The sequence below is a fragment of the Priestia sp. FSL R5-0597 genome (assembly GCF_038006305.1).
GTDB classification, from domain to species: domain Bacteria; phylum Bacillota; class Bacilli; order Bacillales; family Bacillaceae_H; genus Priestia; species Priestia zanthoxyli.
The window spans coordinates 1,651,723-1,674,355 of sequence record NZ_JBBOUZ010000001.1 but is presented as its reverse complement, the minus strand read 5'-3'; the positions used below and the strand labels follow the sequence as shown (position 1 = coordinate 1,674,355).

Sequence of the window (22,633 nt, the reverse complement as noted above, 5' to 3'; positions counted from 1 at the left end):
GTTTGTATGCTTTTGCTGTGGGGTAAAACTTAGACTTTTCAGCACATCTTTTTGTTCTTTTGTTTAGGCGATTAAAGAATTGCTCTGCTGATAAAAAAGTAATAATGGGTAGTTCCCCTTTTTAATCGATTTGTAGGGTATATCTTTTCTTCTTTTTCGTTACATAGATTGGTTAGGAACTCCTTACACTATTTATTAGAAAAACAAACAGTCTTAAGTTGAGCTTTCAAATAGCACATTTTCAGTCTACGTTTTGTAATTAAAAATAGGCTAAAAATAACATTAAAAATTAATGAAAAATCCAGTTTTTTTAATAAATAGTGCTACATTAAAAGAAATACAAAGGTGAAATTAATCTTTTCACCTTTGTATTTCAATCGCATGTAAGCATATTCGCCTTACCGACTGTGCTTTAGATACATACATACTATGAAAGAAGGACAAACCATGGATTTTATCACATCTTATATAAATCAATACGGATATATCGTGCTGTTTCTATCATTGATGCTGGAACTTCTTGCACTTCCTCTTCCAGGGGAGCTGCTCATGGGCTACGCTGGGGTTCTTGCTTTTCAAGGACATTTGAGCTGGGTGGGAAGTATCTTGGTGGCTGGTATGGGGAGTATGGTTGGAATGACCATAGCCTACGGGGTAGGTTATAGGTTAGGGACTCCCTTTTTTGATAAATACGGAAAAACCCTTCATATGGGGCCAGAGCGAATTGAAAGAATGTCAAAATGGTTTGGTGTACATGGAAACAAGCTGTTGATTATTGCTTATTTCCTCCCGGTTATTAGACATATTACAGGATATTTTTCAGGAATTACTCGGCTTCCCTTTCGTACGTATGCACTGTATGCCTATAGTGGATCATTTCTTTGGGTCACCACATTTATTACTTTAGGAAAGTTATTAGGACCTCAGTGGGAACAGTTTCATCATTCTATTAAAAAGTATTTTGTCATTGGGCTGATTGTAGCTGTAAGTTTGTTCGCAGCTATTTACATTTATAAAAAGTTCAAAGTAACGATTAAAAAGATAGCAATTAATTGCCTCAAGTGGATAGTAAACGCATTTCATACGCGGAAACGGGCGGGTCTTGTTTTTATATTTACAGCATTAGTTACATTAGGGTTTATTCTGCTTATGATTGGAATGACGCAAGACTTTATCGCAAACGAGTTTGGAGATTTTAACAAAATAACGAGTTTATTAATAACAGCTCTTTTTAATAAAGATTGGAATGTACCCATGCGGGTGTTTTTCATACTGGGATCCAGGCAGGTTCTGGTAACATTGATTTTCTTTACACTTGTATGGATTTTATGGAAAGGCAGAGATAAAAAAATTGAATTATTATCTCTGGTAGTTGTTGCAGGCGGCGGAGAGCTATACGAAGAAAGCCTGAGACGAATGTTCCATCATTTCTCCCCTATTAGAAAGTCGTTGATAGAACAGCTTTCATACACCTTTCCAAGCGAGCAGTCTTTAATGGCTTTTGTTATTTATGGGTTTGCTGTATTTATGCTGGTTCGACACTCTAAAAGATTGTGGGTTCCTACAGTAGCACCAATAGTGGCCATTCTTATTTTATTGCTTATTGCCATTAGTCGTTTGTATCTGAGCATACAATACCCCAGTGACATTGCAGCAGGATATGTATTTGGAGGAGTATGGCTAGGGTTAAACGTTTTGCTTCTTGAAACCTTCCGTCTTATGAAAGGTATTAATCTATAAGTGATACTGTCAAAAAACTTATTTCTGATGTTTCCCATGAGAAAAAACACCTCCAAGTGATTGCTCGGTACCCCATACCCAGTTATCAGCTTGAAGGTGTTTTTTATTTATATAAAATCAGAGCCTGTCCAAATTATTAGCAATTACGTTTTCTTAATCTGCGAACGCTGATACTTTCTAAACTAGTCGTATTTCTATTACCTGAATTATCTTCCCATACTAAAAATCCGCCTTCTGCTCGAATAAACGTACCATTTCCATCAAGCTGTCTTCCAGCAGAAAAAACTTGAATTTTATCTCCTCTTCGAAAATTATCTACTATAGAACGAGATTGAGATGTACGACGATCTCCACTACGACGTCCTGGCATAACTCCACCTCCTTATACACTTATAGTACATACCATAAAGAAAGCAAAAATTGGTATAAGCAAAACGCGTAAAAGTATAAAAATATTTTATAAAATAAAAATTTGGCTATACCTGTCTTTAGTATTTCTGCAAGGTTTCTTACATTTATCCACAGTCCCATGAGACCTCTGAATCTCTTTCATCTTGTAACGTGACCTAGATTCAGTGAGTATAAAATACATAAGGGATGTTTAAGGTGTTTGATGTATATAGTCTGAGAAGTCTTCTTTTAGACATAAAAAAGAATCCTCCATGAAAAAGAGGATTCAACAGGGTAAGTAAGAAAAAGAAATATACATGCATGTTCCTGGGGGGGCTACGCTTGTATAATCAACTTATACCCGCTATTCAATGATTGAAACAGCTAAAAACATTTTATAAAAAAATTGATAGTTAACCTATTAAATTAGCCCTATAGATTCTTGAACTACTCCCCCACGGATGATAACCATCGCCTATATATGAAAAGTCATACTTTTCATAGTATCCAACGTAGTCGGTGCATAAATAAAGATTATCAAATCCGGCATTTTTCGTATCTTCTTTCAGCTTTAAAAGAAGTTGCTCACCTAAGGATTTACCTCGATAACTTTCTTCAATGTAAAGAGAACACACCCAGGGCCATAAATCCATTCGACTTATAAAATCGTTGGTGATAAGCCCTGCGCAGCCGATAATTCCTCCTTCGTCTTCTAACAGGTACCAGACTGGAAGACAACTATTTGTGTTTAAGCTATGTATAATACAGTCTTCGTAAAGCTTTAAATTCTCTTTACTCGCCCACTTACGCTGAGTATATTCAATAGCTTTGTCTTTGTACTCTACCTGTTCTCTAATATTAATAATTCGCATGACAAGGGCTCCTCTATTAAAATTAAATCCATTCTTTTGTATGTTCATAAATGAATTTGATATCGTTTTGATAATGCTCAAGATGCCCTTCGTCTATCATTTTTTGAAACGCAATATCACCTTCACTAGCTTTTCTTGTAATTGTTTTACATAACCCCTCTAATCGTAGCAATACCATTTCCAAATAACCTTCTTGTAATTCTTCGCCATAAGATTCAAAAAATAATTTCACTCTTCGCTTTCTATCTTGAGCATGCTGTGATGAATTATAATGAATTTTCTCACCTGTTTCAGAAAGATAAAATCTACTAAAAGGGACGCACGTATAAAGAGTATAAGCAATGTCCCAAAGTCTTGGCCCAGGTGCAGCAACATCAAAATCAATAATTCCTATTGGTCTCTCATCATTAAAAATAATGTTGTATATAGCAAAATCATTATGACATAGTATTTCAAATGGTTTAGGCGTGTTATCTATTGATTTCCAGCTGTCATCAAATGAAAAATCACTCACTGAATCATGATAAAGACGGAGCATTTTTCCTATTTCTATCAAAACATCATCGGACCACATATATTTCTTCAAGGGATAATTACCAGCTTCACCTTCAATAAATGACAAGACCTCTCTCCCTTTTTCGTCAATGCCTAAAAATTTTGGTGCATAAGTAAATCCCTTGTTTTCTAAATGCTTTAATAGCTTATGAAATTTATGATTATCTGATTTTAATTCTCGTCGTACGGTATTTCCCGAGCGGTAAACGTTAGAAACATTCCCTCCTGTTAGTACTTCTTCGTCCTTAAAGTTTGACATATAAATATTCCCCCTGAATATACCCGATTTGTCGTTAATAAGTGAAAGTGATAAAACATTTACCACAATGATATACCTTATTTCACCATCTATTTAGAACAGCCCGTACTTTTCCCTTCATAGCCCATTAATGTTACTTTACATTATAAAAAAAGAATCTTCATTCGAAGATCTTTTTGACTGCTTATTTCATACAAAAATCCGCTAAAAAAGCGGGAGACCGCTACTATGTTAAATCACCAAAAGCCACCGTCTGAGTGGATAATTTGTCCGGTAATCCATTCTGCTTCTTCGCTTGCTAAAAAAACAACTAATTTTGCGGCATCCCGGGGCTCACCAAGTCGACCCATTGGGAACTTCGGCAGTAAATCTTCCTTCAACTTACTGCTCATCCACCCAGTATTAGTTGGTCCAGGATCTACAGCATTAACAGTAATTTTAAGAGGTGCTAATTCAATAGCAACTGATTTAGTAAATGTAGAAACGGCACCTTTGGTGGCAACATAAGCCAAATTGCCAGGCTCAGGTGACTTATCTTGACCTGATACCATATTAATAATTCGACCGCCATGCTTGCCTTCGATTAGACGTGCAAACTCAACAGTTAAAAGACATGTTCCTCTAACATTCACGTTATAATGAGCGTCGAGAACATCAGCATCTATCGAACGAAAATCTACGTCTACAGAATGTGTTGCATTATTTACAAGGATTGATGGAGAACCCAGTTTGGTTTGAACTGTATCAAGCAGTTTTCTTGATGCATCGGGCTGTGATAAATCCAATTCCATCGATTCACATCGTACTCCCAGACTGCGTATCTCCTCAATCAGATGCTTCGACCAATTAAAATCATCCTCATTACAATAATCCATTAAACGATCATAATTTGACCAATGAGTGAAAAAAATATCTGCGCCTTCTTTAGCTAACTCCCTGCATATTTCAGTACCAATACCTTTTGCCCGACTAGCACCAGTAACAATCGCAATTTTATTTATTAATCGCTTCATAAAGCATCTCCTCATGGGAACGCTGAATTTATATGCTCACCAATAGCACACGATTTCAGCAATCCTGTATATGTATATTAATCTATCAAGTTGTAATGAATGAAAAAGGTAATCAAAGTTTAAATGGTATTACAATGTCTATATTCTGCACTCATAGACAGAGAATGACATGCCTTCTCCGTAGCCATCTTTTACTTCATGAACAGTAAGATTGTTAAATCCATTAGAGCTAAGGATACGTTCAAATTCTTCTGAGCCATAAAGTCGAAGAGGGAAATCCATTATCTCCACCTTTTTTGTCTGATTTCCTTGAAGTAGCTCATATTTTATCTTAGTATTCAAAGAGCTCGCTTTTCTATCGTAGAAGCTTTTTTTGTAAACGACGATGATTTCTTTATTAAAAGATACTCTATTTGTTTCAGTCCAATCTACTAGTTCTTCAATTTCACTTTTTTTCTTTATAATCGTTAAAAGTATTTTTCCGCCGTCTTTTAAAACTGCTTTCATATTTTGAAGACTTTTAGTGACAATATCATCAGCTAACAGCGAAAAAGAGCCAAAGGGTATTATAATAAGATCATACTTTTTACTATTTTGAAAATTCTCGATATCTTGGTACCATACATTTGGTTTAATGCTTATTCTTTCAGCCTTTTCTACACATGCTTCAAGCATTTCTTTAGAAATATCGAACCCTTCAATATCAATTCCGTTTTGCATAAATGGAATAAGCATTCTACCGCTCCCGCACATCGGTTCTAATACTTTCATATTTTGGTCTTTTACAAAGGAAAGATAAAACTCCAGCTCTTTTCTCTTTGCAACGGATTTATCAACTTCGTATAACCTTGTGCAAAGCTCTCCATAGTAATCATCCATTCTTATTTCACCTCACATAAGTAGTTTTCCATACGTGCATTCAACTTTCCTGCTCTATTCTAGTCAATAAGGTAACAGACGGAACAATCGATTCCCTAAATAAAATTCAAAAAGGAAATATTCTCATTTTAGAGAAGTGAATAAAGGGCTACTTTTCATTTTTCTAACACTTAAAAGGAGGTACACAAATGAATGAACAAATACTAAAGATAGATAACGTAGAGATTTGCACAGAAAGCTTTGGAAACCCCGAAAATCCTGCTGTACTTTTAATAATGGGAGCAATGTCCTCGTTAGATTGGTGGGATGAAGACTTCTGTCTTCGCCTCGCTGAAAGGGAGAGATTTGTTATTCGTTACGACCATCGTGATTTAGGCCAATCTACCACTTATCCGCCGGGTACTTCTAACTATACAATAACGGATATGGCTGATGATGCAATTGGCGTTTTAGATGCTTATTCTATAGAAAAAGCTCATATTGTTGGAATGTCGTTGGGCGGGATGATAGGTCAGATTCTTGCTCTTAGATATCCAAAACGCATAGACTCTCTTACTTTAATTGCATCAAGCGTTTTTGGAACGGAGGCGGAAAAATTGCCTCCAATGGATCAGCGCATACTTGATTATCATACAAAAAGCACTTCCATAGACTGGTCAAAACATGAGGAAACCGTTCCCTATCTTGCAGGTGGATGGAAAACGTTAAGTGGAACAAAACCTTATGAAGAGGAAAGGATGTATAAGCTAGCAAAAAGAGAAGCTGCCCGCGCCAAACAGTTGCCGAGTAGATTTAATCATGCTTTACTTCAAGGAGGAGGCCAATATTATGACAGATTGAGTGAAATTAGCACACCTACGCTGATTATTCATGGAACAAAAGATCCGGCACTTCCTTATGAACATGGACTTGCTCTTGCAAAAGCTATTTCTCATGCTAAATTAATAGCTCTTGAGGGTACAGGACATGAAGTTCATAGTGAGGACTGGGACCAAATTATCGAAGCAATTGTAGGGATTAGCTCTTAAAAGTAAAAAAAGAGAAATGAAGACTTCAAAGCGCTTTTTCAAGAAAGCTTTGGGGTCTTTTCATATTTCAAAATTCCTTTCTTCTACTAGCAGTTGACAAAAACGTTTTCTATAGCAAAGGGTATTTTGTACAAAAGGACCTACACCTTTTCAAGACAGCCTATTTACGATACACTAATAATTCATGAAATATCCACATAAGGGTATTAAAGTAAGAAAATGGAGGTTTTTATGAAATATTTTAAGGTGCTTTTTTGTTTAATCTTATTACTCCTTGTAGGCATAGCCGGCTGTTCTTCAAAAGAAGAAGTCACAAGTATTAACACTGTTGATGTACAAAAGCTTAAAGAGCATAGCGGAACTTATGTCGGAGATAATTCTAACGTTTCAGCTATCGTAAGAGCATTGCCTGGAGGAGAAACGTTTAAAGAAATCGATTTACATAATAAAACACCAAAAATAATTTATGGTACTAAAGAGGGCTCTTTATCTGAAGATGAAACGTTAAAATATTGGTTTGACGGTAAGAATACATTGGAGAAAAACTTTCTTTACAATGCTATTTATTTAGCAATATTAGTGCCTAATGCTCAAGGTTACAGTTTTAAAGTAGACAATCAAAAATTCTCAGTATCTAGAGAAGAAATGGAACAGTTTATTTCTGGCAACATTAAAACTTTACCGGATAGTAATAAATTATTTGATAAAGAAAAAGCACAGCAATTTATAGATGATAATAAAGAAAAGATAAATAAAACAGTTAAATCGGCAGCTATTCGAGAAAAATTTTTTAAGAATGTTCCGATAGTAAAGGAATAACAACAAATAAAGAGCCGTAAATAAGGCTCTTTATTCGTACTCTATTTACCTTTGTGCTTAGCTTTCGCCTTTAGTTTCTTCATCAAGTATTTTTGTTCCTTTAGTTCTTCACGGTATTGCTTAGATTTCTTTTTTCTACTTTTTTTCTTTTCTTCGTACTCTTGTTTCATAGCCTCTTGAGCTTTAGTAGAAATACCAATTTTATTTACTTCTTTTGCTACTTGGCGCTGTAAACGTTTTGGGTTGACCTTTTTATTAGATTTTATTTTCACATCAAGACCTGAATGAATCGATTGATTAATCAGATTTAACAATTTGTGATGAATAAAGTCTAATATCTCTGTATCTTTTGGTTCTGCTCCAAATACATAACGAAATGCTTTTAATTTACCGCCTTCTACAACTTCAATAATTCCTATCCAAAACTGACCATCATGGTAAATCGTTAATGACATAACGATTCCCTCCTCTAAACATACTATGAAATGATGGACATCCCGAGGAGGGGAAGGTTACTGACATTGATACATATCAATGCATCCGGACTACCAACCGAATTGTGTTTTTACATCCCACATACAAATTTTAACATGAAAATATTTATTATAACTACCATCTTTTATTTTTCACCAAAATTCATTGCAAAAAATACAAAGCTCGCCATAATAAATATTGGGATTACTGCAAAAGAGATTAAACTAAAATATTTCATCAACCCCTCTTCTTGTTTTCCAAAAGCTATTATTCCACATGAGAATCCTATCAAATAAACAGTAATACATACATACAAAATGTCGGGGCTATGTATGGGTGTAAAATACTGGCCAACACCAACAACCGTCCCAAGCAACGATAACCACAGTGAATATTGACTAAAACGTTTTTTCAATTTGGTCCTCCACGAACTAGATAAATGTTTATATGTCACCATTTAATTAGCAGCTTCCATAATGTGTTTAATCACCAGTAGGAAAAAGCTTGGGTGAATCACTCCAAACTCTTTTTTCTATAAAGAAAGAAACCTACTACCGCTCCAAGTGTAGCTATAACTACACTAAAACGAATGAGATGAATAATAAAATCAATAAGTTTTAAATAGGTTGTTTCTGTTACACCATCACCGACTGATTCAACTTCTTTATATGGAATCACAAAGAAACCTAATGATCCTCCTAAAATAAGGCCATAGAAAAAACCTTTTTCTATAAATTTCAACAAGAAATTCCCCTCCTTTCAAACATGCTCATTTAATGAGTTATAGCATTCCCTATTACTATTAAAAGGCATTTATTTATCTTTCATAAAAAATATTTTATCATGAATTTTATTACATATAATCTATATATTAACATATTTACAGATTAAAAAGGAGACTAACGTATAGTCTCCCTTTCTATAAAAGTTTAATAACTTTTACCATGTTATTTACTTAACCAAACTTTCAAATTAAATAAGAAATCCAGAAAGTCACGAATCAAGGAAATTTTTAACAGCAATTAAGAACGCTGATAAATTCTCTGTATGCACCTCATGTCCAGCTCCTTCTATCGTCACTAACTTGCAATCTGGAATACGTTTAGAAACTTCCTGCAACTTATCTTGAGGGATATGGCTAGATCCTCCTCCTATGATGAAAGTAGGTGCAATTATCTCTGTAAGACTTCCCCACCATTTAGGATTCGGGTTGTTCAACTGTTGAAGAATTGAAGGTACAACCTCCCAGTCAAATGGTAGAGAGCCAGGAGGTTTAGAAGGAATTTCGAACTTCTCTCCTGTAAAAGGTGGAGGTGTATCTTCAACAATTAACCGTTTTACCCTTGATGGAAATGTCTCGGAAAAAAGGTAGGAGACGGTGCCACCCATAGAGTGACCCATTAACGTAAAGCGCTCTAATTTCAGCGCATTTACAAACTGAAGCAAGTCATCACACATAAGTTCAAACGTATACGTGCCAGCTTTCTCGCTTCCACCGTGTCCTCTTTGATCTAAAGCTAAAAACCGATATTCCTTTCCTAATGCAGCCGCTACTTCGTCCCACGATTCTGCACTCATTCCTAAAGCGTGAAGTGCAACAATGACAGGTGCTGAAGCTTCGCCCGCCTCTCGATATTGAAATGTTAAACCATTTAGTTTAATTTGATTTACTCGCATTTTCAAATTAGATCAACTCCTAACTCAGATTTCACCAATTAAAATCTAGTTTATTAATGTTCATCTATATATTAGTGAAGGAATGAAGATTTCCTTCACCTCTTATCTTATTGGGAAAGATATCAGATTATTTTATGTATCCTGTGTAATTCTTTAGTCGGCATAATGTACCTAGAGTTTTTCACTTTCGGTACCTATATAATTTAAACCAAAAGTACTGCAAGCCAATTGAATAAACGATTGTAAAGGAAGAGACATAAATTTATCTTTATGCCAAAACATTTGTGTATAAAGGGTCGTATCCACTTTAGTACAAGCCAATTCTTTTAATATTCCTTTCTCAAGCTCTCCTTTTACCACTACTTCAGGCAATATCGCAATACCTAAATCCAACATCACACATTGCTTAATAGCTTCCACACTTGCAAATTCAAATTTAGTGGATGTACAAATACCCGCCTCACGAAACAAGTTTTCCAACACTACGCGATATGAACAACCTGATTCGGTATACAAGAGAGTCTCATTTTCAAGCTCTTCTAAGTAGATATCCGTTTTATCAGCTAAAGGATGCTGAGGCGAAGCAATAATTTTTAAGTCTTCTGCAACAAGACATTGTGTATGTAGATTTGCATCATGATGCTGAATAGGCTCCATTGTAAAGGCGATATCAAGAGTGCCGTCTAGTAGCTGCGCTCTTGTTTGTTCTTGAGAGTAAATAGGTTTAAAAATCATTTTAACCTTAGGAAATTGATCCTTAAACTCTTTTAATATGGGAGGTAATCTATAGGTACACTGGCTTTCAGAAGATCCAATAATAAGCGTACCCGAAGGCTCCTCCACTCCACTTACAGCGTTTTTTGCTTCCTTAGTCAATTGAATCATTTTATCTGCGTATCTTTTAAATTCTCTACCTGCCTCTGTTAAAACCAAGCGTTTCCCAAGACGTTCAAATAAAGGCGTTTCAAGTTCATTTTCAAGAGCTCTTATTTGTGCGGTAACGCTTGATTGAGCAAAATTCAAAATTTTAGCCGTATATGTAAAATTTAAATTTTCTGCAGCTGTTTTAAATGTAATCAGTTGTTTTATTTCCATTTCCCTCACCTCTATGCAATCGGATATTCCGATTGATTCAATCGGAATGTTCATCTGTAACGATCGTTAATTTCATTATAAAATATGGTAAATCAAACCACAACATACTAAATACAAAGTGATAAGGGGAAATCATAATGAATATAAAAAAAGAAAATACAAAGGAATCGATGAGTTTAACACAAAAAGATACGAGTAAAAAAGATTTCAAATACTACTGGAATGAAATTATTCGAGCGCTTATCGTGACTAAATAATTAGAGCAAATCAATTATATGTTGATTAAAAAAGCTATATAAATCAAATTCACATACAAGCGTTTCAATGTAAAAACAATAGCCCGCTAATTCTGAATACCTTCAGAGTTAGCAAGCTATTAATCTAATAAATTTATAGTCATGTTTATTCTTTTGAATCCAACCTAAACTCCGCAATGTCCTTGTCATCTTGGGAGATAATGAGTGTGCCTTTTAATGCATTAGCTTGTAGCTTTTTTAGTTTTTCTTCAGTTGGCAAAAGAGGTAATTCATTATTTTTTTCCTTTGCTCCTAACGTATAATTAAGAGTAAATTTACTTGTTCCTTTAGATGGAATTTCTCCTATACTCATGCCAACCCCTAACTTATTGTTATCCATCTTATAAATATTTGAACCAATTGCTTCTTTTACAGCTGATATTAACTCCTTATCTGGTTCTATGCGAATGTTTGTTTTAACAGGATCAGAGAGAGCCATAATATTATTAGACTTATTTTCCATCGTGAATGTATAGTGTAACTCCGTTGGAACGATACGTTTACTTTTATTCTTTTTATCAGGTACTATCATTTCCCCAACGATTTTTTTATCATCTGTTAACGTTACCTCTGCTTTTTGTAATTTTAAGTAATCAACATTGTTTACATATTCCGTTTTTGAACAAGCAGTAATGATAAACAACAAACAAATAACGGAAAAACCAAGATAGAACTTTTTCATATTTATCCCCCTACCTATTCACATATCATGTTTGTTTACTAGTACATGATTGTGCTGATTCCTTCTATATAACACTTCATGGTGTGATTGAGCTTCGACATGGTATTTAGAATACCTAAACTTAATTATTGATGTTCTTGAGACAAAGCAAATTTAGAATAAATAAAAGTACTCGTGCTAATTATTATTATCCATAAATAAACTGTTTCCTCCCTTTTTTTAGTTTTAACACGTTTTTTGTACATATGATAATGTATCAAAAACGAATAGACATATTGAAAACAAAAAAAGCTACTAGTATGTGGGACAGTCTCGTCCCACATACCAATAGCTTTTTAAATTAAAAATCGTTATATTCCTCTAAATCATCATCATCTAATGACCCGGATAATTGCTCTAGATCTGCAACCTTACCTTCTTTGAAGGTTTGGTGGCTTTCTGAAGGCTTCTCTTCTGTCTCCTCTTGTTTACTCACAAACCCGTTGGACTGAGCTAATTTCTTTAATTCCCGTAGTTCGGAATTGATATGTTCAAGAAGTTCTTCTGTTCTGTGTCCTGCTTCTACTTGATTGGAAGATGTACTATGAAGGTCACGAACAATTAGAGATGAAATATAGTCCCCTAATTTTCGAGACTTTGCATATTTTGCAAGTATATCATAGACTTCATCACTCAACTGGTTAGTTTTAATCGTAAAGGCGTTTTGACGCTCTGACATGGTTATCACCTGCGCTGTTAGGATTTAACGGCTTTCTTCTCGGCTTGTTTCTTTTGAAGGTACCCCATGCTTCGGATTTCTAAGCCGAATAAATTTAAGTGACGGCTATCCTCAGGCACTTTATGATATTTCTCTGTGCGTTCTTCGCCAATTTTTTCACGCATGCTATTCATAATCGCTACTTCTAGTGTAGGAGCGACACCGCCACTATATACATATTTTCGGATTTTATTTGCTGGTGGTGGGGCGACATCATTTAACTTAGCTAGTAAGATCTCTACATAATCTCTTAGAGAAGATTTGATTTGAGCTGTTAAATCAATGGATTCACCTGTGTTTTCATTTTTTAGTTCAAACTTTTGTTTGCTGTAGTTATCTAAAATAAATTGATCAAAAGCGCGTAAATCGGTAAACAACTCTGGGAATTTCTCTTTTCGTAACTTATCGATATGTGCTAAGTAGGGAATACCCTCGATACTTTGGAACGATTCACGACTGTTCGCAGCCTTCAACCCTTCAGGTAAGATTACAACATCAATGGATCCTCCACCGATATCGATCATTACGGTTTCACATTCCACATATTCATTAGCATCTTCACGGTCTTGAAGCGTTAGGTCTTTCTTTAACGCAAAACGTGCGATTTCACCTTCTTTTAAACAAACACTTTCTTCCACAGATACTTTTAATTCTTTTTCAAATCCTGGGGTATGGATGTAAAAAGTGTGATCACCTACAAAGCGATTTGCCATAGCCTTTTGCGCTTCACCAAACGTACTTTCTTTTTTTAGTAACCAAATTGGTAACATTGTAGAGAAATAGTCAATCTGGATGTTGTTGTCCTTTTGATCTTTTGTATGTAACGCGTGGTAGTATGCAACGGCAGCTAAAAATGTTACGTATGGAATATGACTTGTAATTTTATTATGTAAACGATTGATATGATTGTTTGCTAATTGTTGGCTGGCGGCAATGTCACCCACTAAGAAATAACGTTCTTTTTCTTCCTCTCCAATGGTTGTAGATAATAAGATACGCTTTTTAAATTCCTCTGGTGCTGTAACAGCATCTGTGAAGAATGAATCAGCAGCTTCTTTTTGGAGTTCTACTACGTTGGTTTGGAAATCAAATAGATATCCATCTATGATATTCATATCGACTGAGTTCCCACAGTCTTTATTAAAACGTGAAATTTTCATCTCTATACACCTCTTTTTTTAGTTGAACTTCTGTTGAACTTATTATACAAAAGAAAAGGTAGATTTTCAATCCTTCAGTTCAACTGATTTATCATCAAAAACTTACACATATCAACAATTTTTTTATCTAGTTGAACTTATTTCGGGGTTAGAAAAACAGTGTCAGGAAAGTTCTTTTTCGGGAATAAGAAAGTCGGAAGTAGAGATTCTGGTGAAAAAAGAGGTTGAGACAAAAGTATTTTAGATGAAGTAAAAAACGAACTATTGATCAAGATTTTCGATTAGTAGTTTGTTTTTTTATTAAGCTAAACGCAGACTTCATTTGTTTAGGTCTTTCTAGGAGTTGATTGAAGGGTAAGACAAATACTCCTGGTGGAAAAGCGGAATGTATCAAGATAATATTTATATTCGTTAAGAGACTTAAAATCTTGTTTGACAATATTAGATAACACTCACCTTTTTTGAACTACCTTTTTCATTAATTGACTTTTATGATCTTTGTCTTTAACTATAATATAATTCTCTGTTCCTTTTTAATTCCCAGATAAGAGCAATGATAGAAATAGCTCCACCTACCGCAAAGAGGTAAGAAGAAAACGGCGTTGTTTTATATACGAACAAACCTCTTACTCCATAGAAACACAGGATAATAGTGCTGATTAAACCGATCATAAGCCGGATATTTTTTTTAATCGTTTTCTCCCCCTTTAGGCTTCTCCCTGCACCTGGTCCTTTATCATAAGTCCCAATATAATGAAGAAGTTTAATGCAATCAGCAATCCATAATAAAAGCCAAGCCCTTCAAAAAATAAAGAAAGAATGGGAATTATTATAGTTTCAAAGCCAAACAGCATAATAATAAGCCCAATTCCTTTAGCGAGCTTCTTTTCATCCTTAGGTGTAAATATCTTTCCATATCCAGCAATAAAATTAGTACTACCTTTTTTCCATACACGTTTCCCAATATAAATGATTAAACAGCTTACTAGACTTATAAATAATAATTTCAACACCAGACATTACACCTTCTTTACATACTTTAATTTAACATATATAGTACATTTTACCATAATCAATAAACAAATATTATGTATTAAAGGTGGACTCACAAAATACAACACTGTAAAATATATACATACTAATTTTGGAGGTTTTTGTTTGTTAAACTTATGCTTAGAGCTGGGTGAGTAAGCTTCCTTAATGAATGTGTGCATAAAGGAAGCCCCATTTATGGAGTATAAAAAGCGGTAATTTAGCAAGTTGATAGGAGACTCTAAATGGATATCTTAATTAAACAAGAACTCACTGAAGAATATAATAAAACTGAAAAAGTTGTGAAAAGCGCCTTTTTAAATGAAGAATACAGCGATAAGAAAGAACATTTACTTGTGAAACGAATTAGGAAGTCAGATGAATTTATTCCTGAACTTTCACTAGTCGCATTAAATCAGAATGCAGCAGATATTATAGGCCATATTCTTCTATCTAAAATAACAATTATAAATGGTGATAACGCTACCGTTTCTTTAGCACTTGCTCCAATTTCCGTTTTTCCTCAGTATCAGAAACAAGGAGTTGGAAGTCAATTAATTCACGCTGCGTTAAAGCGGGCAAAAGAGCTTGGTTATCATTCAGTAATCGTTTTAGGGCATAAAGATTACTATCCAAAGTTTGGATTTAAACCAGCTAGCTTATGGAATATTTATGCTCCATTTGACATACCTGAAGAATTCTTTATGGCCTTAGAGTTAACAGAGGGATCACTAAAAAATGTGCAAGGCGTTGTGCAGTACTCAAAAGCTTTTTCAGAGTAAGCACAAACTGATTAATTAGGTTTTACGTAGAGGCTGTCCGGAAGAAATTTTATAGTATTTTCTATGGACAGCCTCTCTTTTATTTATTTGATATTATTAAAGCGGTGGATTTTCTACACCTAAATGAACCCAATCTTCTTTTGGAGGTCCATAAACTCCAGCAGGTTTTAGTCCTGCTTGACGCATAAGAACTGTGATCTGACCTCGGTGATGAACAATATGTTTGATTAGTCCCATTAAGATTGCCGCATTTGATTGCTGTCTTCCAAACGCTTCTTGTGTATGACTTAAAGCTTCGTCTGTCCATTGCTGTTCAATAATTTTAGCAGCATGAGAACTTACATTTTTGAAAGTTATAGCAATTTCCTGTGCAGAAGATGGAACGCTTGCTGTACTTTCAATTCTCTCTATGCTTAATCCAAACTCAGTTAGATAATCTGGAATATTTGTTGTAAAATGCCAAGCAATTCTACCTAGCGTACGCCCTTCAGGATAAACCTGTTGCTTCAACGAATCATCTGTCAAGCTATCCAACACTTTTTGAGTTAGCATGGCTTCGCTGTTCCATTCTTTGATAAAATCTGAAATGGTATTATACATGTAAAAGACCTCCCAATATAAATCTAATCTAAATTAACACTTAAATAATATCATAGAAAAAACAAGTTGGCTTATTTACTAAAGAAAGGAGATTCTATGTTATTTAAAGCTACCGCTCAAAAAACTATCATGTTTGCTTTATTACTTTTGTATGCTTTATTATTCATTCAAGCAATTCAATATAAAGCACTTGCCTTTTTACTTCTTTTGGCTATCCTTTGTTCGTTTCTTTCCCTGTTCCTCAGATATGAATTTCAAATAGACAAAGATACTTTAACCTATAGAACATATATATTATGGTTTAAAGTATATGCAAAAACAGTTAAACCAATGGACATTAAAAGAATTGTATTTAAACGGTTAAGTTGGAAAACAAAATTAGCAGTAGTAAAAGTAGAAAACGGGTGGAATATGCGAATAGCATTATTTAATCCACCAAATGTTTTTAAGGAATTAGAAAGGTTTGCACATGAATATGATGTAGATATTAAAAAAACCTCAGATTATAAAATTCTAGAGAAAATGTCTTGAATCTCACCCCGTTTGGAATACATTAACTTTACGTATGGGTGCACAATCAGCAGTTATTCATTTCTAATTAAGCAGCTTTTGGACCCCTTTACCGCTACAAAACATTAGTAAAGAGGGCTTTTCCTAAGCACCTTCAAGTTTAAAGAATTAGTCCTCCTTCCTCGCATCAACCTCAAGCCCTACATAAAAATAGACTTCAAGACCGTTTTATTTAGCATTATTTGGATATACAATTCGTATATAACACTTTTTAAGAGGTGATGATTCTGTATATATCAAAAAAGGTTGGCATTTTAAGCTGGTTTGCTACTTGCTTGTATTTTTTAGTTGAACCTTTCTTTATTTTGACTTCAACTGCTCCCTACAGTTTTTTACATCACGCAATGAGTGATCTTGGTGTAACTTCTTGTGGAAACTACACCTATTCAATTGCACCTCATGAAATTTGCTCTCCTCACCATTTTTGGATGAACGTATTGTTTATTGTAAACGGATTAACACTTTCAATTGGTGTTTTTTATATTTCACAGAACCTAAAGAAAACAACAATAACCCAACTAGCAACAGTGTTTATCCTTATATTAGCGTTAGGCAATATTGTTTCAGGCTTTATACCGGCTGATATACATTTATTTTGGCATTCAATATTCGCTCAGCTTGGTATGGTTACTGTTTTAGCTGGTCTTTGGATATATGCATCATCTTTAACAAGCGGCAAGTATTGGACTTATGGGTGCTTAGTGTCCTTACTAGTCATCCTTATACTCATTTTGCTTGTATTTTTTGTTCCTATGCCTACCGGTCTGCTGCAAAGGTTATTCTATTTAGTAATCTTTATATGGGGCACCGTGCTTTCCTTTATGTTAAACAAATAATCCATTATCATTCCGTTTCATATGAGCTTACAAGACTATGTTAAACTAGCCGGAATTTCAAATAGCAAAAAGTCCATAGAGGCATTCCCTATGGACTTTTTGCTATTTTGTTAAATAAATTCTCTTAATAATTCTTTAGATTTCTTTCCGCTAAAACCAAAATAATTGCCAATAAGTTTGACGTATTCTGTGTAAGTAACTTTTCTATTTAAAGCAGTTTCCCACCATCTCTGTGGATTATAATAACGACTTCCACTAGAACAATAGGTTAATTGTATTTGGGTATCCTCAAATTCTTTATTAAAGTTTTTTTCTACCCTTTTCATATGATAGTTTGAAGAAACAACGATAGCAGATTGAAAGTGATAGTTCATCATTAGCTTTTTTGTAAATTTAGCATTTTCCGTAGTACTTGTAGCGTGATTTTCTAATATAATTGAATCCTCAGGTATTCCAGAGTCTTTGGCTTGATGATAAAAATTATTCTCTTGACCATTCGAAAGGATCAAATGAGACGCATATCCTTTTTTATATAATTCAATTCCTTTCTCCAGTCGATCATTATCACCACTTAACACAATAATCACGTCAGATTTTACAGGCTTTTCGTTCACTACAAGCTCTTTCCCGGCAAACAGGAAAAAAATCATCCCTAATCCCAGCATGAATATACTGATCTTTACTCTTTTACCTTTAATTTTTTGCATATAGACCCTCATTTAAAAAGTTCACTTCATATCGTATCATAAAGCTCAATATTCATAAAAATAAAAAGGTAATCTTCAAAAAAATTTTGCGCGCTGCAAGTAATCACAGCTTTTATATAAAAGTTAGAAGGTAAAACTTTAACAAACATTCTTTCTAAATATTTTCGTTGTGATAGCTGTTCAAGTATTTGTAAACCTTGGAGCTGTCACGGGTCTTCTTCCTATTACCGGTGTCCCCCTACCTTTTATAAGCTTTGGAGGTTCTTCGCTGACATTGTTAATGCTTGCTGCAGGAATACTTACCAATGTTTCGATGTTTACCACATACACTCAAACCTATCAAAGCCACTCAATGGAACAAGCTTATATAAGGAATGTTTAACGTTTGAATGGCTAACTGGTGGCTATAATAAAAAGTCCTGACTATATATCAGGACTTTTTACTTTATTTACATAAATAATAATCAAGCAGCTGCTTAGAATTGCTGTGTTTTTTACTAGTAATCTATTAGAGGATAGATTTACTTCCTAAATAACGAGGTGCCCAGTAAGAATTGCTTAACGATGCAATAGTTACACCAGTTGAACTTCCAGCATGAATAAACTGCCCGTTTCCAATATAAATTCCAGCGTGTGAAGGACCTCCAGTAGTATCGAAGAATACGATATCTCCAATATTCGGAGTAGATGTACTTTTTCCTGACTGATACAAGGTGGCTACTGTTCGCGGTACAGTTACTCCACCTCCATTTTTAAATACATAATAAATGAAACCACTGCAATCGAAACCATTTGGAGAAGTTCCGCCCCAAACATATGGCACCCCTATGAATTTTTTAGAATAAGCCACAATATCACTAGCTGTCGCTTGCGTTGAACTATTAACAGTTGAAGAACCAGTGGCGCTAGTAGATGCGTTATTTAAGGCATTTAAAGTAGCTGGACCTACTATTCCATCCACAGCTAAGCCATGATCCCGTTGGAAATTCATAACGGCAGTTTGAGTAATTGTGCCAAAATAGCCTGTTGGTGTGGCGTTAAAGTAACCTTTTTCCTTTAACAGCTGCTGTACTTTTTCAACTTCATTACTAGTCATTCCATATTTCAGAAGTGTACTGCTTGTAACCGCACTTGTTGAATTAGCTATTAACGCTTGATATGTATTAGGTCCCACCATTCCATCAGCGGTTAAACTATGAGAACGCTGAAAGCTTAGAACTGAATCTTTTGTAATTGAACCAAAATAGGCAGTCGAAGTAGCTGAAAATATGCCCTTCTGTCTTAAAACATCCTGTAATTCTTTTACGTCTGGATCTGTCATCCCTTCTTTTAATAGCTTGTCCCCTAAAGCTGCATGGCTTATTGTTGGTAAAACAATCAATGATGAGCATAAAGCTAATGAAGAAATTATCTTTTTCACTAAGTATATCCCCCGATGTTATATTTTTCTTGTTCTTGACTATAAAATTTTAGCAGGGAGAAATAGAAAAGAAACAACCTATTTGTGAATTTTTCGTGACAATTCTAAAAATCACTTGATTTATTAGGAGGTAATTATTTGTTTTGTCATATAAAGTATAAATATACTTATAATGGTTAAAGTTACTATTCTTTGACCTTACTGTTTTACGTATATACCGCTAAATCTTTCATACAATAAAGCACCTTTTTATAATTGTGAACATAAAAAAGAAAAATAGAGGCTGTATGGTAAAGGATAGGGGGAATAATGTGAGCAAAATAGCGGGTTTGAAGCGCCGATTTAAATACTTACTTATTAAACTATTACGATTAAAAGATCATTCACATAAAGTTGCGCTAGGTTTTAGTCTAGGTTCTGTTGTGAACTTTGTTCCTACCTTTGGATTTGGCCTTATACTATCCGTAGGTTTAGCTAAATTATGTAAAGGAAACAGCATAGCAGGACTCATTGGTGGAATGTTTTTTATGTGGGCCTTTCCGTTGATGTTTTACTTGAATACAGTAGTTGGAGGATATATATTCCCAATCGATCTTGATCAAACTTTACTTCAGAATACAGATGAAGATTTAGATAATCGACTAGAACTAGGAGCAAAAGTAGGAAAGAATTTTTTAACAGGCATGATTCTTAACAGCTTCTTATTTAGAAGTATACTCTATATTGCTAGCTACTATATTATAAATCAGTACAGAGGCTTTCTCTTACACTACATCTCTAAAAAGTGGATAGTAAAAAAACCGTACTAAACAAATGGATTATTAGCTTGATTTCAACCTTTATTTCTAATTGTAAATCAATCTAATTTATATAAAAATATAACCATTAACGAACATTTCTTCAAAAGGCATAGAGGTAAATTAGCCCATAATTGATACCTATGGTTATCAATTATGGGCTAAGGTACAATCTTTGTTTCTGTTTTAAGATAAATATGGAGAAAATACATTGAAAGAGAGTTCTGTCTATTTTTTTCTTGAATATCAATTTGCTGCATGTGTTCTAATGTACTCCTTTCAATTGTATATATCATTTACCATTTTTTATCATAACGATCGATAGTAAACCTAATATATTTTTTTCTTTGTAAGAGTACATTCAGTTTAAAAACTTAAAAACAGTAAAACAGCTCCACGTAAAAATAAGTAGCCATACTATGATAATAATTGAACCCACAACCCAATTTTTAGGTTTTTCATTTTGAATGAGCTCTTCTGCTTTTATTGTGCAGTCCTCTATTACATTTTTAGGTATCATCTTTAAAGCAAGCATAATTCCTAAAGGAACAATGATTATATCGTCAATATAGCCTAAAACCGGTATAAAATCAGGAATTAAATCGATTGGACTGAAGGCATATGCAACCACACAAGCAGTAAATACTTTGGTATACCAAGATACTCGGTTATCTTTATAAGCTAAGTATAAGATAAATAGCTGCTTTTTTAACTTTTTAGCCCACAACTTTAATTGGTTAAGCATGTTTCCTATTCTCCTTATGGACGGTTTAATATAATATGAAAATCGGTTTTATTTTTTGTTTAAATGCATGTTTCTTTTATGAGTAAATTCAAAACTATACGAATAACTGATTAATGCAGTCATCTTGATTTGCAGCTAGTTTAGGAACAGCTCCAACAGGAACCCAATAATAGAAAAAGATTAATCCTGCATCTTCCCCTTCAGAATTCACCTTATATTCCCACCGTTCTGCCGTTTCTTTTTGAACTTCTAAATGAAAAACATGTCGTTCATGATATTGATTTTTACCTTCATGATGATAAACATATGTTTTCAATTTTGTGACGGATAAAAACTCCATTAATCCAGATTCTTCTTTGACCTCCCTATATAAAGCTTCTTCAATTGTTTCTCCTTCTTCTACAGTACCGGCTGGAACTTGAACTCCTGCTTCTGGATAATCTCTATGTTCGCAAACTAGTAACTCTGTATAGGGCTCATTGAATCTAGTTATGTAAGCCATAACTTTTGTTATAGTGGGGGTTTCCTTCATATTCCCTTCCTCCTTTAATGGAGACTAATTGAAAATATCTCTTTTTTTTAACGAACTTCTTTAATTCAAAAAAAACATTTATCAGTGTGTAAATTTATGGTAATATTTATGTCATACAGCTCAAGGAGGTTAAAAATGCCTATAATGTACTTGATTGTTATAACTACAGTTGCTTGCTTACTTTTACTTTCATACAAACTGAGCAGAACAACATCTTCTTTAAAATATACAATACCTTTAATTGCAGGAATAGTTAGTCTAAGTATTGTTATTATAAGCTATTTTTACGGAGGATTAACTGGTATGGGAATTGGAGTAGTTAATTTTGCTATTTTTATAGGATCCATTATATCTATAATCATCATATTATTAAGTGAGATAATAAGAAGTAAAGAAAGCCCCATAAATAAACCTTAGAGCTTTCTTTGCTTTCTAAATAGATTTTATTCATATTGTCCTTCTTAAAAATACCTATCAGAAGAGTAAGGACTCCGATTAAAAAGAAAAGCGGCAATGATAACATCATTAAACCAACTTCTGCAAAATCATCTCCTTGATTAATACTAAACAGAATAGAAACAACACATGAAAAGAATGGAGTTATTATTAATATAATAGTCGTTCCCCATACTATATATTTTTTTTTTAGCTGACTTTCCTTGGCTTAGTCTACTCGCAAACATAATACCTAATACTAAAACAGTTAATGCGATTCCGATTACCATTTCATCCCCGCCTTTCTCATAATGAAAAGTTTTATCTTTCAACCTCGCCCCCGTTTTTTAGCTCTAGTGCTACTATAAATATACTTGTAATGATAAATAAGATTAACCCTTCTCCCATTGTAATTGAACTTTTTATCTGTATATCCCTTCAGCTAAATATTACCATTAAAAAAGCAATCCATAGAAATTTA

Annotated in this window: 28 protein-coding genes; 9 read left to right on the top strand and 19 right to left on the bottom strand. The window is 34.1% G+C overall.

Features of this window, described 5'->3' with window-relative positions; genetic code table 11:
* Nucleotides 1–447: 447 nt before the first annotated feature.
* Entirely contained in the window at nt 448–1,740 is a 1,293-nt protein-coding gene (locus MKX72_RS08455; protein WP_186808543.1) for a VTT domain-containing protein, read from the top strand.
* A gap of 136 nt (nt 1,741–1,876) precedes the next feature.
* On the opposite strand, the gene MKX72_RS08450 is transcribed toward MKX72_RS08455, so the two are convergent.
* The 5 genes from MKX72_RS08450 to MKX72_RS08430 form a co-directional block, all read right to left on the bottom strand.
* On the bottom strand, nt 1,877–2,110 hold the full coding sequence (locus tag MKX72_RS08450) for a hypothetical protein (RefSeq protein ID WP_045289872.1): 234 nt from the start codon (nt 2,108–2,110) through the stop codon (nt 1,877–1,879).
* A gap of 433 nt (nt 2,111–2,543) precedes the next feature.
* The gene (locus tag MKX72_RS08445) at nt 2,544–3,002 is read right to left on the bottom strand and encodes a GNAT family N-acetyltransferase (protein WP_033578571.1); all 459 of its coding nucleotides are present in this window, start codon (nt 3,000–3,002) and stop codon (nt 2,544–2,546) included.
* 22 nt (nt 3,003–3,024) lie between these two features.
* Nucleotides 3,025–3,816, bottom strand: a complete 792-nt coding sequence (locus tag MKX72_RS08440) for a phosphotransferase (protein ID WP_033578570.1) — start codon at nt 3,814–3,816, stop codon at nt 3,025–3,027.
* A gap of 236 nt (nt 3,817–4,052) precedes the next feature.
* Nucleotides 4,053–4,829, bottom strand: a complete 777-nt coding sequence (locus MKX72_RS08435; protein ID WP_033578569.1) for an SDR family oxidoreductase — start codon at nt 4,827–4,829, stop codon at nt 4,053–4,055.
* Nucleotides 4,830–4,967: 138 nt separating this feature from the next.
* Nucleotides 4,968–5,708 (bottom strand): class I SAM-dependent methyltransferase, encoded by a 741-nt coding sequence (locus MKX72_RS08430; RefSeq protein ID WP_033578568.1) that lies wholly within the window; start codon nt 5,706–5,708, stop codon nt 4,968–4,970.
* Between the two features lie 188 nt (nt 5,709–5,896).
* On the opposite strand from MKX72_RS08430, the gene MKX72_RS08425 reads away from it, so the two are divergent.
* Both MKX72_RS08425 and MKX72_RS08420 read left to right on the top strand, forming a co-directional pair.
* Nucleotides 5,897–6,736, top strand: a complete 840-nt coding sequence (locus MKX72_RS08425; RefSeq protein WP_033578567.1) for an alpha/beta fold hydrolase — start codon at nt 5,897–5,899, stop codon at nt 6,734–6,736.
* A gap of 231 nt (nt 6,737–6,967) precedes the next feature.
* Complete coding sequence (locus tag MKX72_RS08420; RefSeq protein WP_155008556.1) at nt 6,968–7,555, top strand: DUF4825 domain-containing protein; 588 nt, start codon at nt 6,968–6,970, stop codon at nt 7,553–7,555.
* A 41-nt stretch (nt 7,556–7,596) separates the two neighbouring features.
* Here the strand turns inward: MKX72_RS08420 and MKX72_RS08415 are convergent, their stop codons facing one another.
* From MKX72_RS08415 to MKX72_RS08375, 9 genes are all read right to left on the bottom strand, one after another.
* Nucleotides 7,597–8,010 carry a YjdF family protein gene (locus MKX72_RS08415; protein WP_033578565.1) on the bottom strand — a complete coding sequence of 138 codons (414 nt, stop codon included), beginning with the start codon at nt 8,008–8,010 and terminating at the stop codon, nt 7,597–7,599.
* A gap of 164 nt (nt 8,011–8,174) precedes the next feature.
* Nucleotides 8,175–8,444, bottom strand: a complete 270-nt coding sequence (locus MKX72_RS08410; RefSeq protein ID WP_033578564.1) for a hypothetical protein — start codon at nt 8,442–8,444, stop codon at nt 8,175–8,177.
* Between the two features lie 98 nt (nt 8,445–8,542).
* Entirely contained in the window at nt 8,543–8,773 is a 231-nt protein-coding gene (locus tag MKX72_RS08405; protein WP_033578563.1) for a hypothetical protein, read from the bottom strand.
* A gap of 249 nt (nt 8,774–9,022) precedes the next feature.
* The gene (locus tag MKX72_RS08400) at nt 9,023–9,712 is read right to left on the bottom strand and encodes an alpha/beta fold hydrolase (protein ID WP_155008558.1); all 690 of its coding nucleotides are present in this window, start codon (nt 9,710–9,712) and stop codon (nt 9,023–9,025) included.
* A 165-nt stretch (nt 9,713–9,877) separates the two neighbouring features.
* The gene (locus MKX72_RS08395) at nt 9,878–10,801 is read right to left on the bottom strand and encodes a LysR family transcriptional regulator (protein WP_186808544.1); all 924 of its coding nucleotides are present in this window, start codon (nt 10,799–10,801) and stop codon (nt 9,878–9,880) included.
* A 402-nt stretch (nt 10,802–11,203) separates the two neighbouring features.
* The gene (locus MKX72_RS08390; protein WP_115653507.1) at nt 11,204–11,779 is read right to left on the bottom strand and encodes a hypothetical protein; all 576 of its coding nucleotides are present in this window, start codon (nt 11,777–11,779) and stop codon (nt 11,204–11,206) included.
* A 340-nt stretch (nt 11,780–12,119) separates the two neighbouring features.
* The gene (locus tag MKX72_RS08385) at nt 12,120–12,497 is read right to left on the bottom strand and encodes a hypothetical protein (protein WP_033578561.1); all 378 of its coding nucleotides are present in this window, start codon (nt 12,495–12,497) and stop codon (nt 12,120–12,122) included.
* Between the two features lie 17 nt (nt 12,498–12,514).
* Nucleotides 12,515–13,696, bottom strand: a complete 1,182-nt coding sequence (locus tag MKX72_RS08380) for an Alp7A family actin-like protein (protein ID WP_014460729.1) — start codon at nt 13,694–13,696, stop codon at nt 12,515–12,517.
* A gap of 707 nt (nt 13,697–14,403) precedes the next feature.
* The gene (locus MKX72_RS08375; protein ID WP_155008562.1) at nt 14,404–14,709 is read right to left on the bottom strand and encodes a hypothetical protein; all 306 of its coding nucleotides are present in this window, start codon (nt 14,707–14,709) and stop codon (nt 14,404–14,406) included.
* Between the two features lie 264 nt (nt 14,710–14,973).
* Here MKX72_RS08375 and MKX72_RS08370 point away from each other — a divergent pair, with 264 nt between their 5' ends.
* Nucleotides 14,974–15,510 carry a GNAT family N-acetyltransferase gene (locus tag MKX72_RS08370; RefSeq protein ID WP_155008564.1) on the top strand — a complete coding sequence of 179 codons (537 nt, stop codon included), beginning with the start codon at nt 14,974–14,976 and terminating at the stop codon, nt 15,508–15,510.
* Nucleotides 15,511–15,606: 96 nt separating this feature from the next.
* On the opposite strand, the gene MKX72_RS08365 is transcribed toward MKX72_RS08370, so the two are convergent.
* Complete coding sequence (locus MKX72_RS08365; RefSeq protein WP_115653504.1) at nt 15,607–16,110, bottom strand: DinB family protein; 504 nt, start codon at nt 16,108–16,110, stop codon at nt 15,607–15,609.
* 96 nt (nt 16,111–16,206) lie between these two features.
* Here MKX72_RS08365 and MKX72_RS08360 point away from each other — a divergent pair, with 96 nt between their 5' ends.
* The gene (locus MKX72_RS08360; protein WP_115653503.1) at nt 16,207–16,641 is read left to right on the top strand and encodes a diguanylate cyclase; all 435 of its coding nucleotides are present in this window, start codon (nt 16,207–16,209) and stop codon (nt 16,639–16,641) included.
* Nucleotides 16,642–16,901: 260 nt separating this feature from the next.
* Nucleotides 16,902–17,516, top strand: coding sequence for a DUF998 domain-containing protein (locus MKX72_RS08355; protein WP_155008566.1), 615 nt, complete (start codon nt 16,902–16,904; stop codon nt 17,514–17,516).
* Nucleotides 17,517–17,626: 110 nt separating this feature from the next.
* Here MKX72_RS08355 and MKX72_RS08350 read toward each other — a convergent pair whose 3' ends face one another.
* A complete protein-coding gene (locus MKX72_RS08350) occupies nt 17,627–18,223 on the bottom strand; it encodes a YdcF family protein (RefSeq protein ID WP_028413886.1) in 597 nt (198 codons plus the stop codon).
* A gap of 160 nt (nt 18,224–18,383) precedes the next feature.
* On the opposite strand from MKX72_RS08350, the gene MKX72_RS08345 reads away from it, so the two are divergent.
* Entirely contained in the window at nt 18,384–18,605 is a 222-nt protein-coding gene (locus tag MKX72_RS08345; RefSeq protein WP_154991774.1) for an FtsW/RodA/SpoVE family cell cycle protein, read from the top strand.
* 126 nt (nt 18,606–18,731) lie between these two features.
* Here MKX72_RS08345 and MKX72_RS08340 read toward each other — a convergent pair whose 3' ends face one another.
* Nucleotides 18,732–19,643 (bottom strand): C40 family peptidase, encoded by a 912-nt coding sequence (locus MKX72_RS08340; protein WP_028413887.1) that lies wholly within the window; start codon nt 19,641–19,643, stop codon nt 18,732–18,734.
* A gap of 311 nt (nt 19,644–19,954) precedes the next feature.
* Here MKX72_RS08340 and MKX72_RS08335 point away from each other — a divergent pair, with 311 nt between their 5' ends.
* Entirely contained in the window at nt 19,955–20,452 is a 498-nt protein-coding gene (locus tag MKX72_RS08335; RefSeq protein ID WP_155008568.1) for a DUF2062 domain-containing protein, read from the top strand.
* A gap of 349 nt (nt 20,453–20,801) precedes the next feature.
* On the opposite strand, the gene MKX72_RS08330 is transcribed toward MKX72_RS08335, so the two are convergent.
* Nucleotides 20,802–21,185: a YkvA family protein gene (locus MKX72_RS08330; protein ID WP_028413889.1), complete on the bottom strand. Its 384-nt coding sequence runs from the start codon at nt 21,183–21,185 to the stop codon at nt 20,802–20,804.
* Between the two features lie 94 nt (nt 21,186–21,279).
* Nucleotides 21,280–21,717 (bottom strand): NUDIX hydrolase, encoded by a 438-nt coding sequence (locus MKX72_RS08325; RefSeq protein WP_033578553.1) that lies wholly within the window; start codon nt 21,715–21,717, stop codon nt 21,280–21,282.
* A gap of 135 nt (nt 21,718–21,852) precedes the next feature.
* On the opposite strand from MKX72_RS08325, the gene MKX72_RS08320 reads away from it, so the two are divergent.
* Nucleotides 21,853–22,134 carry a YesK family protein gene (locus MKX72_RS08320; RefSeq protein WP_155008570.1) on the top strand — a complete coding sequence of 94 codons (282 nt, stop codon included), beginning with the start codon at nt 21,853–21,855 and terminating at the stop codon, nt 22,132–22,134.
* Nucleotides 22,135–22,633 lie beyond the last annotated feature (499 nt).